Below are 16,707 nucleotides of genomic sequence, written 5' to 3' on the forward strand. Positions count from 1 at the left end.
CCGGATTACTTGGACAGAAACCGCATCCCTTCTTCCAGCCCGCGCAACGTCAGCGGATACATCTGATCCTCGATCAGATCCCGCACGATATTGGTCGATGAGGTGTAGCCCCACGTATCTTTCGGGTATGGGTTGATCCAGATGAGCTTCTTGTACTTTTCCATGAAGCGCTGCATCCACACGTAACCCGGCTCTTCGTTCCAGTGCTCGACGCTGCCGCCGGCCTGGGTGATTTCATAAGGCGCCATGGCGGCGTCACCGATGAAGATCACTTTGTAGTCAGCACCGTACTTGTGCAGCAGGTCCTGGGTCGAGGTGCGCTCGGAGGTGCGGCGCATGTTGTTCTTCCACACCGATTCATAAATGAAGTTGTGGAAGTAGAAGTACTCCAGATGCTTGAACTCGGTCTTGCAGGCCGAGAACAGTTCCTCGCAGATCTTCACGTGGGCGTCCATCGAACCGCCGATGTCGAACAGCAGCAACAGTTTCACCGTGTTGCGCCGCTCCGGGCGCATCTGGATGTTCAGCAGGCCGGCGTCCTTGGCGGTGTGGTCGATGGTGCCGTCGATATCCAGCTCTTCCGCCGCGCCCTGACGAGCGAATTTGCGCAGGCGGCGCAGGGCGACCTTGATGTTGCGGGTGCCCAGTTCCACGGAGTCGTCGAGATTCTTGTACTCGCGCTGATCCCAGACTTTCACCGCTTTGCCCTGGCGCTTGCCGGCATCGCCGACCCGGATGCCTTCCGGGTTGAAACCGCCGGAGCCGAACGGGCTGGTGCCGCCAGTGCCGATCCATTTGTTGCCGCCGGCGTGGCGTTCCTTCTGTTCTTCCAGGCGTTTCTTGAACTCTTCGATCAGCTTGTCCAGGCCGCCGAGGGATTGGATCTGTGCGCGTTCCTCGTCGGTCAGCGAACGCTCGAACTCCTTGCGCAGCCAGTCTTCGGGAATCAGCGCCTGCAAGTGGTCGTCGAGTTTTTCCAGGCCGTTGAAGTAGGCGCCGAACGCACGGTCGAACTTGTCGAAATGCCGTTCGTCCTTCACCAGAATCGCCCGGGACAAGTAGTAAAACTCGTCCATGTCGGCGAACGTCACGCGCTGTTTCAGCGCGTTGATCAGGTCGAGCAGCTCGCGCACCGACACCGGCACCTTGGCTGCACGCATTTCATTGAACAGGTTGAGCAACATGGCGTCAGCCTCTTAGCGGGTGCCGCGACGGCTCATGAACGCCAGGCGCTCAAGCAGTTGCACGTCCTGTTCGTTCTTCACCAGCGCGCCGGCCAGCGGCGGGATGGCTTTGGTCGGATCGCGCTCGCGCAGCACCGCTTCGCCGATGTTGTCGGCCATCAGCAATTTCAGCCAGTCCACCAGTTCCGAGGTCGATGGCTTCTTCTTCAGGCCCGGCACCTTGCGCACGTCGAAGAACACGTCCAGCGCTTCGCTGACCAGGTCCTTCTTGATGTCCGGGTAGTGAACATCGACGATTTTCTGCAGGGTGGTGCGGTCGGGGAACGCGATGTAATGGAAGAAGCAGCGGCGCAGGAAAGCGTCCGGCAGCTCTTTCTCGTTGTTGGAGGTAATGATGATGATCGGACGCTTCTTGGCCTTGATGGTCTCGTCGATCTCGTAAACGTAGAACTCCATCTTGTCGAGTTCTTGCAACAGATCGTTGGGGAACTCGATGTCGGCCTTGTCGATTTCGTCGATCAGCAGAATCACGCGTTCTTCAGACTCGAACGCCTCCCAGAGCTTGCCCTTCTTCAGGTAGTTGCGCACGTCGTGGACTTTTTCATTGCCCAGTTGCGAGTCGCGCAGACGGCTGACCGCATCGTACTCGTACAGGCCCTGATGGGCCTTGGTGGTGGACTTGATGTGCCAGGTGATCAGCTTGGCGCCGAACGATTCGGCCAGTTGCTCGGCGAGCATGGTCTTGCCGGTGCCCGGCTCGCCCTTGACCAGCAGCGGCCGCTCCAGGGTGATGGCGGCGTTGACCGCCAGCTTCAGGTCATCGGTGGCGACGTAGGCCTGGGTGCCTTCGAACTTCATCTGCTAATCCTCGAACGGTAACGCCGACCTGAACGGGCAGGGCGGGGGCGAAATAATCGAATGCCCGACTATAACGCGCGGCCCGGTCGACTGTGAACGCAGACGGCTTATTCAGTCTCTGAATGGGGCGTCACATGTTGACTCAACCCGCATCCGGCTTCGGACGCTCATACCGGGCATTGAATGCCTGGATGAATCCATTGCGCAAAATCTGCAAAAACGCTTCGAACGCGCTGATATCTTGCTGATGGACGCTGCCGCTGAGTTCAACTTTGGTCGCGAACTGGTTTTCGGCCTGGTTTTTCAGCACGGTTTCAGTACCGCCGACCAGTGCCTCCCAGACTGATCTGAAAATGCTTTTGTTCTTGTTTTCCACATCCTGTTGCCAGTTGAACACTTCAACGTCGCGCAGCAACGGCTTGATGTAGCCCGTCAGCTGGGCTTTTTTGGCCTGGGCCTCGATGACCACGTCGCCGTGGCCGGCGTTGAAGTCGAACTTGCCATAGGCCGAGGCAAAGTCGTTCATGCGCTTGAGTTCGAGGTCGCGGGCACGCAGGCGGAACTCGAAGTCTTCGAAGTTGCTCAGCGGGTCGAAGGTGGCGGAGGTTTCCAGTGGCGCCTGGCCCAGCAGCAGGGCCTTGCCTTCGAAGCGGGCATCACGCTTGCCCTGGGTGTCGACGACGTTGGTCAGGTTGTAAATGCTCGCTTCGACGTTCGTAGCGTTCATGTTCACGGGCGGTTTGGAGTTGAAGTTGCGGAAACTGATGCGACCATCATTGATCTGCACTTCGTCGAGGGTGATCGGCAGCAGCTTGCCCAACTGCGCGCGCCAGTCGGTGCCTTTACCGGTCTGGGAGTTCTGTTTGTTGGCACCGCCATCGACGAAATTGATTTCGGGTCTGAAGAACTTCACCTGCGCTACTACCGCGTGGTCGTACCACAGCGAATGCCAACTGACGGACAGATCGATCAACGGTGCATTGACGAAGGGCACCGGCACCTTGCCGTCGACCTTGACGATCTTCAGTCCGTTGATCTTGTACGCACCGCGCCACAGGGCCAGGTCCACATCGGTGACCTGCCCACGGTAGTCGCCCATGTTGGCCAGCTTGTCATTCAGATAGTCGCGCACGAGAAAGGGCAGGGCGATGTGCAGGGCGATCAGTAGCACAACGACAGTGGCGAGGATCCACAACGGCCAGCGGTAGCGACGCTTCATGGCGGCAATTCCCGAACGGTGTTAAGCGATGGACTGCCGCCTGTAGCAGACGTTCGACCCGACTGGACTGGCAGGAGCAACAGGCTTACCTTGGAGAGCTGAATTCAACGCTGCATAAGGACCCAGCCATGAGCCGCATTTTTGCTGACAACGCCCATTCCATCGGCAATACGCCGCTGGTGCAGATCAACCGCATTGCGCCTCGTGGCGTGACCATCCTGGCCAAGATCGAAGGTCGCAACCCGGGCTATTCGGTGAAGTGCCGGATCGGCGCGAACATGATCTGGGACGCCGAAAGCAGCGGCAAACTCAAGCCGGGCATGACCATCGTCGAGCCGACCTCGGGCAATACCGGCATCGGCCTGGCCTTTGTGGCGGCCGCTCGCGGTTACAAATTGATGCTGACCATGCCGGCCTCGATGAGCATCGAGCGGCGCAAGGTGCTCAAGGCGCTGGGTGCCGAGCTGGTGCTGACCGAGCCTGCCAAAGGCATGAAAGGCGCAATCGAAAAGGCCAACGAGATCGTCGCCAGCGACGCGGGCAAATACTTCATGCCGTCCCAGTTCGACAACCCGGCCAACCCGGCCATCCACGAAAAAACCACCGGTCCGGAAATCTGGAACGACACCGACGGTGCGATCGATGTACTGGTGGCGGGCGTCGGCACCGGCGGAACCATCACCGGTGTGTCGCGGTATATCAAGAATACGGCGGGCAAACCGATTCTGTCGGTGGCGGTGGAGCCGGTGTCTTCGCCCGTGATCACCCAGGCGCTGGCCGGCGAAGAGATCAAGCCGAGCCCGCACAAGATTCAGGGCATTGGCGCCGGTTTCGTACCAAAGAACCTGGATCTGTCGATGGTCGACCGGGTCGAGCGCGTGACCGATGAAGAGTCCAAGGTCATGGCGTTGCGCCTGATGCAGGAGGAAGGGATCTTGTGCGGCATTTCCTGCGGTGCTGCGATGGCCGTTGCAGTGCGCCTGGCGGAAACCCCGGAAATGCAGGGCAAGACCATTGTGGTGGTGCTGCCGGACTCCGGTGAGCGTTATCTGTCGAGCATGCTGTTCAGCGATCTGTTCACCGATCAGGAAAACCAGCAGTAAGCGTCCCGTTGATTCAGGTCAGCCAGGGTTCAGGACCGTTATGTTAATTAATGCTTTGTTGCGCAATTCTTAACACTGAATCTTGGGTCGGGCGGGTTTTTCCCGGAGCCGGTAGTGTTTATCATGGCCGGCCGCCATGTCGGGTAAATGACATTGCGTGGCGTTGTCTTTTTTCAAGGAGTTGTTGATGACCTTTTCGTTAGCCGCCAAGGTGTCGGTGTTGCTGCTGTTTGTGGGCAGCATCCTCTACGTGCATTTGCGCGGCAAGGCGCGTTTGCCGGTGCTGCGTCAGTTCGTCAACCATTCGGCGCTGTTCGCTCCGTACAACGCGTTGATGTACCTGTTCTCCGGCGTGCCGTCCAAGCCCTATCTGGATCGCAGCAAATTCCCGGAACTGGACGTGCTGCGCGACAACTGGGAAACCATCCGCGACGAAGCGATGCACCTGTTCGACGAGGGCTACATCCGCGCCGCCGAGAAGAACAACGACGCCGGTTTCGGCTCGTTCTTCAAGAAGGGCTGGAAGCGTTTCTACCTCAAGTGGTACGACAAACCGCTGCCATCGGCCGAAACCCTGTGCCCGAAAACCGTAGCACTGGTCAGTGCCATCCCCAACGTCAAGGGTGCGATGTTCGCGCTGTTGCCGGGCGGCAGCCATTTGAATCCGCACCGCGATCCGTTCGCCGGTTCCCTGCGCTATCACCTCGGTCTGTCGACGCCCAACTCCGACGATTGCCGGATCTTCGTCGACGGTCAGGTCTACGCCTGGCGCGACGGTGAAGATGTGATGTTCGACGAGACCTACGTGCACTGGGTCAAGAACGAAACCGAAAAGACCCGCGTCATCCTGTTCTGCGACATCGAGCGTCCGCTGAGCAATCGCCTGATGACCCGCATCAACCGCTTCATCAGCGCCTGGCTGGGTCGCGCCACCGCACCGCAGAACCTCGACGACGAACGCGTCGGCGGGATTAACCAGGCCTATGCCTGGACCAAGAACTTCAGCGACCGGTTCAGCGGTGTGGTCAAACAGTGGAAACGCCGCAATCCAAAGGCCTACCGCGTAATGCGGCCGGTGCTGGCGGTGGTGGTGTTGACGTTGCTGGGGTATTGGCTGTTTGGTTGAGGCTGAATGCAGAAATGAAAAACCGCTCACTTGAGCGGTTTTTTGTTTTCTGAATCAGGGACGGCCAGCGAGTAAGCTTGGTTCATCGATAGCGGTACCCGTTGCAATGATCTGTAGGAGCCGCCGTTGACTGGCTGTCAGTACCGTCGGATCAGCTTCACCCTTCATTGCATGCGGTTTTTTCTTTCTGGGGGACTTTTTTATTTCTTTGCGCATGTTCCCACCGTGGTTGATCAATATTTGAGCGTTTTTCACAATACTAGGCTCCCTACTGTTTTGACAGGACGACCATCGTTATCCAGACCGAAGCCGAGCTGTTCGTAAATTGGCACTGCTCCCTGGAATGGCTCTTGAACCTCGATCAAACTGCTGCCAATGATGCGGGCGTACTGCTCAATAGCCAGAACGGATAACGGTGCAACGCGGTTTTTCAATGGATGAGTTTCTCTTGGCCGCCCCTCCAGTCGTACGATTCGAATGCGTCGTCGACTTTTATTCGGGTTGGCAAAGCAAAGTCCGCACAGTTCAGATTCAAACCAGATTGCGATGTCGAGAGCGAGAGGTTCGCGTGCTTTCCATCCAATGACGTCTACCCATGAAAAGTGCGGGCTCTCCCAACATTCAAAAGCGCTCAGCGCCAACGAGTCGATAGGTTCGAAACGTACTTTCGATAGGTCAAGAGTTGTGGGGCCAGCCATCTCCAGATCAATCTGGAGTTGAGTAGTGGCAGCGCGGGCAAGTTTTCTGGCCTGCGACTTGTACAACTGATATCGCAGATGATTCCGTTCCCTTGGCATGTGATCTCGCGCATTCCATATCCCCATCAATGGTCGTTGCAATTGCAAACGAGCCTATGCGCCGACCCTCAGCCTGTCGCTACTGGCCCTTTGTCCAACTCATTGCAATCCATGTCGCAGGCTGGTTATAGTCGGCGCTTGTGAGTTCTACGGCTCACCTTTCAACCCTTTAAAAAAGATCAGCCCAATGCCTGCATCCCTCATCAACGCGGTAGCCGATTCAGCGGTCAACGCTGGCGTCGTGCCGTGCGGGAATCAGCAGCCTGTGCAGATCAGTCATTACCCCCCACCTGTCAGTAGCACGCCGGTGTGCGCAGTCGTATCACCGCCGGGCGTTGGCGTTTCGGGCTGATCAGCGTTTTCTGCTGACCCCTGTGCCTGCCTGAAAAAACCTACTGAATTTCAGCTTCGGCTGAGTTGGCTATTTGCCTGACTACAGGTGGTATTCATGTTTGTCCTTTCGAAAAAGTCCGCGCTCGCGGCGGCGTCCACGAGCCTGTTCGTTCTGCTGTGGAGCAGCGGGGCGATCTTCTCCAAGTGGGGGCTGGCCCACGCCTCGCCCTTTGCCTTTCTGCTGATCCGTTTTGTGATTGCCCTGTGCGGGCTGGTGCTGCTGGTGCCGTTGCTCAAGCTGAAACTGCCCAAGGGTGGCAGGCCGATGCTGTATGCGATGGCCACCGGAGTGGTGTTGTTGGGGGCTTACCAGATCTTCTATCTGCTGGCACTGGACCTGAAGGTCACCCCCGGCGTGATGGCCACCATCATGGGTGTGCAACCGATTCTCACGGTGGTGATCATGGAGCGTCAGCGCTCGGCGAGCCGCATTTTCGGTCTGGCGCTGGGACTGGCCGGTCTGATCATGGTGGTCTACCAGGGCATTGGTCTGGCCGGGATGTCTTTGGCGGGAATGCTGTTCGGTCTGCTGGCACTGGCTAGCATGACGTTCGGCTCGATCATGCAGAAGCGCATCACCGACAATCCTCTCGGCACGCTGCCGGTGCAGTATCTGGCGGGGCTGTTGTTGTGCGGGATCTTCGTGCCGTTCCAGCCTTTTCACTTCGAGCACAGCGCCGGCTTCATCGTGCCGGTGTTGTGGATGGGACTGGTGGTGTCGGTGCTGGCGACCTTGCTGCTGTACCGACTGATCGCCCGGGGCAATCTGGTGAATGTCACCAGTCTGTTCTATCTGGTGCCAGCGGTGACGGCGGTGATGGATTACCTGATCTTCGGCAATCGCCTGGCGGCGTTGAGCGTGTTGGGGATGCTGTTGATCATCGTCGGTCTGGTCTTTGTGTTCCGTAAACCGGCATAAGAAACGCGCATGAAAAAGGCCCGGGAGGAAACTCCCGGGCCTTTTTACATCTGCCGATCAGCGAGTCGCGACTTCTACCGGTTTCACCGCCGCCGGCTTCAACACCAGCCACAGCGCAATCGCGATCAATACCCCGCCATACACGTGGGCCATCGACAGCGGTTCATCGAGAAACAACGCGCCCCACAGCACGCCAAACGGCGGGATCATGAAGGTCACCGTCATCGATTTCACCGGCCCGATGGAGCTCAGCAGGCGGAAGTAGATGATGTAGGCAAATGCGGTGCAGCCCAGACCCAGGCCCAGCAGTGACAGCCAGACATTCCAGCCACCCCAGCTCACCGGCGGCTGAGTGATGACGCTGTAGCCGAACAATGGCAGCAGAAACAACGTCGCACCGAGCATGCTGCCCAGCGCCGAAAGACGGCTGTCGAGCCCGCCGGCCTGATCCAGCCAGCGCCGGGCGAGGAACCCGGCGAAGCCGTAGCAAGTTGTTGCGAGCAGGCAGGCAACAGCGCCCATCAACAGCGGCAGGTCGAACGCGACCGGGCCGGCGCGGGTCAGCACGCCCACACCAAGCAGGCCAAGGAAAACCCCGGCCAGTTTGGCCACTGTGAGTCTTTCACTGAAGAACAGCCCGCCGATCAACACGCCCATCAGCGGTGTGGTGGCATTGAAGATTGCGGAATACCCGGCCGGCAGCACCTGGGCGGCGACGGAATACAGGGTGGCCGGAACGCCGGAGTTGATCACACCCAGTAGCATCACGGTCTTGAGTTTGCCTTTGAAGTCCCAGCTGATGCGCATCAGGCCGAGGATCACCAGCAAACCGACCGCCGCGATCGAGACCCGGAAAAAACCGGTCGGAACGGTGCCGACTACAGGGGCGATGATGCGCATGAACAGGAAGCTCGCACCCCAGATCGCGGCCAGCGACAACATGCGGAAAATATCGACAGGGCTCACGGGCAACTCCTTCCTTGATGGGGACGAGAGTGTTGCCGAGCGCCCTGACGATGGCAACCGCTAAACGGGCATTTAATTTTTCGCTCAGAGCACGAAGCGCGTCACCAGGCCGTTCAGGTCGACGGCCAGGCGCGACAGTTCCTGACTGGCGGCAGACGTCTGGGTCGCACCGGCGGCGGTCTGGGTCGACAGGTCGCGGATGGTCACCAGGTTTTCGTCGACTTCCCGGGCCACCAGCGCCTGTTGTTCGGCGGCGCTGGCGATCACCAGGTTGCGCTGGTTGATCTGGGAAATCGACGCGGTGATTTTCTCCAGTGCATGGCCCGCGCTGTTGGCTCGGCGCAGGGTCTGGCTGGCCTGTTCGGCGCTGCTTTGCAACGCGCCGACCGTGGCGCCGGTGCCTTGCTGGATGCTGCTGATCATCAGCTCGATTTCTTCGGTGGAATTTTGCGTGCGTTGCGCCAGCGAGCGAACCTCGTCGGCGACCACCGCAAACCCGCGTCCGGCCTCGCCGGCCCGCGCCGCTTCAATGGCGGCGTTGAGTGCCAGCAGGTTGGTCTGCCCGGCGATGCCGCGAATCACTTCCAGCACCTTGCTGATGTCCTGAGCCTGGGTCGCGAGGCCCTCGGCCTGTTCGGAGGCGCCGAGCACCGCGCTGACCAGTTCCTGAATCGAGTTGATGGTCTCGCTGACCTGCACGTGCCCGTGCTTGCTGTCCTCGTTCGAGGCTTCGGACGCTTCGGCACTGGACACCGCATTGGCCGCGACTTCATCCACCGCCGTGCTCATCTCGGTAACCGCGGTGGCGGCCTGTTCGATCTGGTCGTTCTGCTGTTGCAGGCCGCGGGTGCTTTGTTCCATCACCGAACTCATTTCCTCGGCGGCGGAGGCCAGTTGCTGGGCTGACTCGCTGATGCCGCGGATGGTCGAGCGCAGATTGCCCTGCATTTCAGCCAGAGCGCTGAGCAACTGCGCGGCTTCGTCCCGGCCCTCGCTGTCGATGCGACCACTGAGGTCTCCCGAGGCAATGCGTCGTGCCACGTTCAACGCCTGATTGATCGGCGCGGTGATGCTGCGGGTCAGCAGCCAGGCCAGCAGCAGCGTGGCGATCAGGGCGATGACGATGATCGTGGCGACGATCCACAGCGCCTGCTGGTACATCGCCGCCGCAGACCTGGCAGCGGCATCCGCACCTTGCTGATTGAGGCTGATCATTTGCTCCAGCGTCTTATCGAGTACCGTGCCCTGCGGCGCCAGTTCATTGGTCAGGCGCGCGTAAGCCTGATCGTTTTGCCCGACGTCGATCTGCTTGAGGATCTGGTCGAGGATGCTCAGGTACTTGGCCGTGTCGGCGCCCAGACCTTCCAGCATCGCCCGTTCCTGATCGTTGGCGATCAAAGCTTTATGGTCGTCGAGGCGCTTGAGCAATTCCTGGCGTTGCGCGGTGAGAATGCCTTTGCTTCGTTCGCGAATGGCCGCCTGGGTGGTGGTGATCAGGCGCAGGGATTCGAGGCGGATGCTGGCGATGTTCGCTGCCGCGTCATGGATGCTTTCGATGCTGGGCATCCACGATTCTTCGATCACCGCCGCGCTCTCACGCAGGGTTTTCATCTGACCCAGGCCGAACAGGCCAACCACCACCAGCAGGCTGGCCAGAACGGCAAAACTCAAACTGGCGCGCAAACCTATGCGCAGATTCCGGATAGACATCAATGTGCTCCTTGGGCATTGGGGGAGAGGTCGTCCTCGTGGGCCGAGGATCTTGTTGTGAGGCGGGTGATGGCGGGCTGTATATCAAAGTGCCAGTATCTTGGTAAGGGCCGTTTTGACCGACGCCGCGAGGAATGGACAGGCGTGAACACCTCGTGCAAAGGCGCGGACTAGAGATGTCGTTGATAAATTGGATCCGAAACCCAGAGAAGACGCGGGCTGGCGCCGTGCGGGGGGAAGTGCCGTTCAGGATGTTTATTGACCGAACGGTCGATTCAAAAAACTTTGATAAAAACTGTGTCGTTGTACAACCCGGTCGAGGATTTGGCAGAAATTGCACTTCTCCTGCCCCCGCTTCCGTGGCTAAGCTCAGGCCTTCGAGCGCAGATTCTTCAATTCCCGCAGAGGTCTCATCTATGCCGCAGCAATGGCCAGCCACCGACATCGCCCGCATGATCCTCGATGGCTTTGACGATTACCGCGAGCATTTCCGGCGGATCACCGACGGCGCCCGGGAACGCTTCGAGCAGGCGCGCTGGCAGGAGACGCAAACCGCGTCGGCGGCGCGGATCAACCTCTACGAAGACAAGGTCAACGAAACCATCGCGCGCCTGCGCGAGTATTTCGAGCCGGACACGCTGATGGAGGTCAGTTGCTGGCCGTTGGTGAAAAGCGCCTACATCAGCATCATCGACCTGCGCTTCGACGATGAACTCTCCGAGACCTGGTACAACTCGATTTTCTGCGGCCTGTTCAGCCACGACCTGATCAGCGACGGCTGCATGTTCATTCACACCACCCGGCCGAGCCTGCGTCGCGCCCGGGCTGCGCAGACCCGCACCTACAAACCGCAAGGCCAGTTGTCGGGCATGCTCGCGAGCATCTTTGCCGATTACCGTTTCAGCGAGGCGTATGCCGACTTGCCCCGCGACTTGCAGCGCCTGGAAGCGCAACTGCGCGAGAACCTGCCGGACTGGGTGTGCAAGGACCCGGAACTGAGCGTCGAGTTGTTTTCCTCGGTGCTGTACCGCAACAAGGGTGCCTATCTGGTCGGACGCATCTACACCAACGACGATCAGTGGCCGCTGGTGATTCCGCTGCTACACCGCGAGGGGCGGGGGATACAGATCGACGCGCTGATCACCGACGAAGCCGATGTGTCGATCATCTTCTCGTTCACCCGTTCGTATTTCATGGTGGATGTACCGGTGCCGGCGGAATTCATCGGCTTCCTCAAGCGCATCCTGCCGGGCAAGCACATCGCCGAGCTGTACACCTCGATCGGTTTCTACAAGCACGGTAAATCGGAGTTCTACCGCGCGCTGATCAACCACCTGGCCAATACCGATGACCAATTCATCATGGCGCCGGGCGTGCGCGGTATGGTCATGAGCGTGTTCACGTTGCCGGGCTTCAACACCGTGTTCAAGATCATCAAGGACCGTTTCTCGCCGTCGAAAAACGTCGACCGCGCCACGGTGATCGAGAAGTACCGACTGGTAAAAAGCGTCGACCGCGTCGGGCGCATGGCTGATACCCAGGAGTTCGCCGACTTCCGTTTTCCGCTGAGCAAATTCGATCCAGCCTGCCTGGCGGAATTGCTGGAAGTCGCGCCGTCCACGGTGTCGCTAGAAGGCGAAACCGTGCTGATCCGCCACTGCTGGACCGAACGCCGGATGACCCCGCTGAACCTCTATCTGGACAACGCCAACGAAGCCCAGGTACGCGAAGCGCTGGAGGATTACGGTCTGGCGATCAAGCAACTGGCGGCGGCCAACATCTTCCCCGGCGACATGCTGCTGAAAAACTTCGGCGTCACCCGCCATGGCCGGGTGGTGTTCTACGACTACGACGAAATCTGCTTTCTCACCGAAGCCAACTTCCGCCACATCCCGGCACCGCGCACGCCGGAGGATGAAATGGCCTCCGAACCGTGGTACTCGATCGGTCCGCTGGATGTGTTCCCTGAAGAGTTTCCGCCGTTCCTGTTTGCCGATGCGGCGCAGCGCAAACTGTTCGATCAGTTGCATGGCGAGTTGTACAACGCCGATTACTGGAAGGGCTTGCAGGAGGCGATCCGGGCCGGGAAGGTTATCGACGTCTTTCCGTATCGGCGCAAGGGCCTCGATAACGAATAACTCTGCGAGCGAACACTCTGTGGCGAGGGAGCTTGCTCCCGCAGGGCTGCAAAGCAGCCCTGGAACCACCTGCCAGTCCGGGCCGCGATTGCTGCGCAATTGAGCGGGGGCAAGCTCCCTCGCCACAGTAGAAGCCAAATCTGCGACAATCGCGTCCTTGCGCCACTAGACGACCGAATTGCGTACCCGATGACCGACGAATCGCCCTCCATCGACAAACTGCTGAAAAACCTCGATCACGCCATGCTCGCCGACCGTCACCGGCTGCGGCGGCAGTTGCTTGAGCTGCGCAAGAAACCCGACGAGGCCAAGCTGGCCCAGTGGGTGGCGCGCATGCAGGCGTCCTGCGATCAAGTGCTGGCGCGCAAGGCCAGCCTGCCGGTGATCCGTTACGACGACAGCCTGCCGATTGCGGCCAAGCGTGACGAAATCAAGAAAGCCCTGGAAAAGCACCAGGTGCTGATCATCGCCGGCGAAACCGGCTCGGGCAAAACCACCCAGTTACCGAAAATCTGTCTGGAAATCGGTCGCGGCCAACATGGCCTGATCGGCCACACCCAGCCGCGTCGAATTGCGGCGCGCAGTGTGGCCAGCCGGGTCGCCGAAGAGCTCGGTACGCCGCTGGGCGCGCTGGTCGGCTATCAGGTGCGCTTCGAAGACCAGAGCGATTCCAACACCCTGATCAAACTGATGACCGACGGCATCCTGCTGGCGGAAACCCAGAACGACCGCTACCTCGAACGCTACGACACGATCATCGTCGACGAAGCCCACGAACGCAGTCTCAACATCGACTTCCTGCTGGGTTACCTGAAAACCCTGCTGCCGCGTCGTCCGGACCTGAAAGTCATCATCACCTCGGCGACCATCGATCTGGAGCGCTTTTCCAAGCACTTTGACGATGCGCCGATTGTCGAAGTGTCCGGCCGCACCTTCCCGGTTGAAACCTGGTATCGCCCGCTGACCCTGGAGCAGGACGAAGAGGGCAACCGCGTCGAGGACGACCTGACCGTGGATCAGGCGATCCTCGCCACCCTCGACGAAATCGCCGCTTACGAGCGCAGCGAACGTCGCAGTCCCGGCGACGTGCTGGTGTTCCTGCCGGGCGAGCGCGAGATTCGCGACGCCGCCGATATGTTGCGCAAGGCCCAGCTCAAACACACCGAAATCCTGCCGTTGTACGCGCGCCTGTCGCCGGCCGAACAGCAGCGGATCTTCCAGTCCCACCCAGGCCGTCGCGTGGTGCTGGCGACCAACGTCGCCGAAACGTCGTTGACCGTGCCGGGTATCCGTTACGTGATCGACAGCGGCACCGCGCGCATCAGCCGCTACAGCTACCGCGCCAAGGTCCAGCGGCTGCCGATCGAAGCAATTTCCCAGGCCAGCGCCAACCAGCGTAAAGGTCGTTGCGGCCGGGTCGAGCCGGGTATCTGCGTGCGCTTGTACAGCGAGGAGGATTTCCTCGGTCGGCCGGAATTTACCGATCCGGAAATCCTGCGCACCAACCTTGCTGCAGTGATCCTGCAGATGCTGCATCTGCGCCTCGGCGAGATCACGGATTTCCCGTTCATCGAGCCGCCGGACGGCAAGGCGATCAGCGACGGTTTCAACCTTCTGCAAGAGCTGTCGGCAGTGGATCGCAACAGTCAGCTGACGCCGCTCGGCCGCCAGTTGGCGCGCCTGCCCGTGGATCCGCGCATGGGCCGCATGCTGCTCGAAGCCGCCAAGCTTGGCAGTCTGCAGGAAGTGCTGATCGTCGCCAGCGCCATGTCGATTCAGGACCCGCGCGAGCGTCCGCCGGAGCGTCAGCAAGCGGCCGATCAGGCCCACGCCCAGTGGAAGGACATCGATTCGGACTTCGCCGGGCTGGTCAATCTGTGGCGCGGTTTTGAAGAGCAGCGCCAGGCGCTGACTGCCAGCCCGCTGCGCAACTGGTGCCGCAAGAATTTCCTCAACTACCTGCGCTTGCGCGAGTGGCGCGATTCCCATCGTCAGTTGAGCCTGATCTGCCGCGACTTGCAGCTGAGCCTCAATAAAGAGCCGGCGGACTATCCGAAGTTGCACAAAGCGGTACTGGTCGGTCTGCTCAGCCAGATCGGTCAGAAAACCGAGGACGGCGACTATCTTGGCGCCCGTCAGCGGCGGTTCTGGATTCACCCGTCGTCGGGCATCGGCAAGAAGCGTCCGCAGTGGGTGATGACCGCCGAACTGGTGGAAACCACCAAGCTCTATGCGCGGATGGTGGCCAAGATCGACGCCGACTGGATCGAACCGCTGGCCGGGCACCTGATCAAGAAGAACCACTTCGAACCGCATTGGGAGAAAAAGCGCGGCCAGGTTGTGGCGTTCGAACAGATCACCCTGTTCGGCCTGATCGTGGTCGGTCGTCGACCGGTGCATTACGGCCCGGTGGATCCGGTGGTCTCGCGGGAGCTGTTCATCCGCGAAGGCCTGGTGCGTGGCGAGATTCAGTCCCGGGCCAAATGCCTGACGGCCAACAAGCAACTGCTGGAACAACTCGACGAACTGGAAGCCAAGGCTCGCCGCCGGGACATTCTGGCCGACGAGGAAACCCTGTTCGCCTTCTACGATGCGCGATTGCCGGCGGAGATCCACCAGACCGCGACGTTCGACAGTTGGTATCGGGTCAACAGCCAGAAAGATCCGCAACTGCTGATCATGCGCGAGGAAGACGTGCTGGCTCGCGAAGCCAGCGAAGTCACCGCCCAGCATTACCCGGACACGCTGCACATCGGCGACCTGGAACTGGCGCTGAGTTATCACTTCGAACCGAATCACCCGCGTGACGGTGTGACCCTGCGCGTACCGGCACCGCTGTTGCCGATGCTGCCGCCGGAACGCCTGGAATGGCTGGTGCCGGGGCTGATCGAGGCCAAGTGCATTGCGCTGGTGCGTAACCTGCCCAAGGCCTTGCGCAAGAACTTCGTGCCGGTGCCGGACTTCATCAAGGCCGCGCTGCAACGCATGACCTTTGCCGAAGGTTCGTTGCCGCAGGCGCTGGGCCGTGAACTGCTGCGCATGACCGGTGCGCGGGTCAGCGACGAAGCCTGGGCGGAAGCTGAGCAACAGGTCGAAAGCCATCTGCGGATGAACCTGGAAATCGTCGACGGCCAGGGCAAGTTCCTTGGCGAAGGGCGTGATCTGGCGGAGCTGACGGCACGTTTCGCCGAAGCCAGCCAGGCTGCATTGGCCGTGCCGCAGAGCGCGAAAAGCCAGCAACCGGTGGAAGCCAAGGTCTTCGCAGCGGTGGCGGAAAAGACTCAGCAGAAGATTGCCGGGTTGTCGATGACGGTCTATCCGGCGCTGGTGGAGGAGGGCGGTACGGTCAAGGAAGGTCGCTTCTCGACCCCGGCCGAAGCCGAGTTCCAGCATCGCCGCGCCTTGCAGCGACTGTTGATGCAGCAACTGGCTGAACCGGCCAAGTTCCTGCGCGGCAAGTTGCCGGGCCTGACCGAACTGGGCTTGTTGTACCGCGAACTGGGCCGGGTCGATGCGCTGGTGGAAGACATTCTGCTGGCCAGCCTCGACAGCTGCATTCTTGATGGTGAAGATCCGTTGCCTCGTGACGGCGCAGGTCTGGCCGCGTTGGCCGAGCGCAAGCGTGGCAGCTGGACCGAGCACGCCGAACGGGTGGCGCGTCTGACCCTGGAAATCCTCAAGCTCTGGCACGGTCTGCAAAAACGCTTCAAGGGCAAGATCGACCTGGCTCAGGCGGTGGCGCTTAACGACATCAAGCTGCAGCTCAGCCATCTGGTGTATCCGGGCTTCGTCCGCGAAACGCCGATGCTGTGGCTCAAGGAGTTGCCGCGTTATCTGAAGGCCGTCGAGCAACGTTTCGAAAAACTGGGCGCGCAGGTGCAGAAGGATCGGGTCTGGAGCGGCGAACTCGCCGGGCTCTGGACGCAATACCAGACGCGCGCGGCCAAACATGCTCAGGAAGGCAAACGCGATCCGCAGCTCGAGCTGTATCGCTGGTGGCTGGAAGAGTATCGGGTTTCGTTGTTCGCCCAGCAGTTGGGGACGAAAGTGCCGATCTCCGATAAGCGCCTGAACAAACAGTGGACGCAGGTCGAGGCCTGACCTCCGATCCTGCAAAAGGCGCCAAATGCCAAGGTTTATGGCAAACTTCGCGCCTATAAACGCCGGCCCCGCGGTTTTGAGCCTTGTCAGCCGCGGGTGAGGTCGGAATAAAGCGATGCCAGGTTTTTGCGTCCCCTCTATGGGAATAGACCCTTTGCGTGTTGGCACGTCGGTGCCAGCACTTTCTGCCTGA

11 protein-coding genes are annotated in these 16,707 nt (G+C 60.1%); 5 read left to right on the forward strand and 6 right to left on the reverse strand.

Translation table 11 applies throughout. The features are described 5' to 3' along the window. Positions 1–5: 5 nt before the first annotated feature. From AC1RMX_RS11380 to AC1RMX_RS11390, 3 genes are all read right to left on the reverse strand, one after another. On the reverse strand, positions 6–1,184 hold the full coding sequence (locus AC1RMX_RS11380; RefSeq protein ID WP_007956512.1) for a vWA domain-containing protein: 1,179 nt from the start codon (positions 1,182–1,184) through the stop codon (positions 6–8). Between the two features lie 12 nt (positions 1,185–1,196). Next, the gene (locus tag AC1RMX_RS11385) at positions 1,197–2,042 is read right to left on the reverse strand and encodes an AAA family ATPase (protein ID WP_007911294.1); all 846 of its coding nucleotides are present in this window, start codon (positions 2,040–2,042) and stop codon (positions 1,197–1,199) included. Positions 2,043–2,184: 142 nt separating this feature from the next. Next, positions 2,185–3,261: a DUF748 domain-containing protein gene (locus AC1RMX_RS11390; protein ID WP_493071900.1), complete on the reverse strand. Its 1,077-nt coding sequence runs from the start codon at positions 3,259–3,261 to the stop codon at positions 2,185–2,187. Positions 3,262–3,389: 128 nt separating this feature from the next. On the opposite strand from AC1RMX_RS11390, the gene cysK reads away from it, so the two are divergent. Both cysK and AC1RMX_RS11400 read left to right on the forward strand, forming a co-directional pair. Continuing rightward, positions 3,390–4,364, forward strand: a complete 975-nt coding sequence (cysK, locus tag AC1RMX_RS11395; protein WP_493071902.1) for a cysteine synthase A — start codon at positions 3,390–3,392, stop codon at positions 4,362–4,364. A gap of 187 nt (positions 4,365–4,551) precedes the next feature. After that, positions 4,552–5,490, forward strand: a complete 939-nt coding sequence (locus tag AC1RMX_RS11400; RefSeq protein WP_096819371.1) for an aspartyl/asparaginyl beta-hydroxylase domain-containing protein — start codon at positions 4,552–4,554, stop codon at positions 5,488–5,490. Positions 5,491–5,741: 251 nt separating this feature from the next. Here the strand turns inward: AC1RMX_RS11400 and AC1RMX_RS11405 are convergent, their stop codons facing one another. Further along, positions 5,742–6,287: a hypothetical protein gene (locus AC1RMX_RS11405; protein WP_493072060.1), complete on the reverse strand. Its 546-nt coding sequence runs from the start codon at positions 6,285–6,287 to the stop codon at positions 5,742–5,744. 448 nt (positions 6,288–6,735) lie between these two features. Between AC1RMX_RS11405 and AC1RMX_RS11410 the strand changes: the two genes are divergently transcribed. Further along, positions 6,736–7,599: a DMT family transporter gene (locus tag AC1RMX_RS11410; RefSeq protein ID WP_493071904.1), complete on the forward strand. Its 864-nt coding sequence runs from the start codon at positions 6,736–6,738 to the stop codon at positions 7,597–7,599. 57 nt (positions 7,600–7,656) lie between these two features. Here AC1RMX_RS11410 and AC1RMX_RS11415 read toward each other — a convergent pair whose 3' ends face one another. Both AC1RMX_RS11415 and AC1RMX_RS11420 read right to left on the reverse strand, forming a co-directional pair. Next, a complete protein-coding gene (locus tag AC1RMX_RS11415) occupies positions 7,657–8,565 on the reverse strand; it encodes a DMT family transporter (RefSeq protein ID WP_493071906.1) in 909 nt (302 codons plus the stop codon). A gap of 84 nt (positions 8,566–8,649) precedes the next feature. Then, positions 8,650–10,275 (reverse strand): methyl-accepting chemotaxis protein, encoded by a 1,626-nt coding sequence (locus AC1RMX_RS11420; protein ID WP_493071908.1) that lies wholly within the window; start codon positions 10,273–10,275, stop codon positions 8,650–8,652. Positions 10,276–10,691: 416 nt separating this feature from the next. Here AC1RMX_RS11420 and aceK point away from each other — a divergent pair, with 416 nt between their 5' ends. Next, positions 10,692–12,413 carry a bifunctional isocitrate dehydrogenase kinase/phosphatase gene (aceK, locus tag AC1RMX_RS11425; RefSeq protein ID WP_102620238.1) on the forward strand — a complete coding sequence of 574 codons (1,722 nt, stop codon included), beginning with the start codon at positions 10,692–10,694 and terminating at the stop codon, positions 12,411–12,413. A 189-nt stretch (positions 12,414–12,602) separates the two neighbouring features. Continuing rightward, positions 12,603–16,514 (forward strand): ATP-dependent RNA helicase HrpA, encoded by a 3,912-nt coding sequence (gene hrpA, locus AC1RMX_RS11430; protein ID WP_096819364.1) that lies wholly within the window; start codon positions 12,603–12,605, stop codon positions 16,512–16,514. Positions 16,515–16,707: the final 193 nt, after the last annotated feature.

It is taken from the genome of Pseudomonas sp. GW822-FHT03F04 (assembly GCF_058801405.1).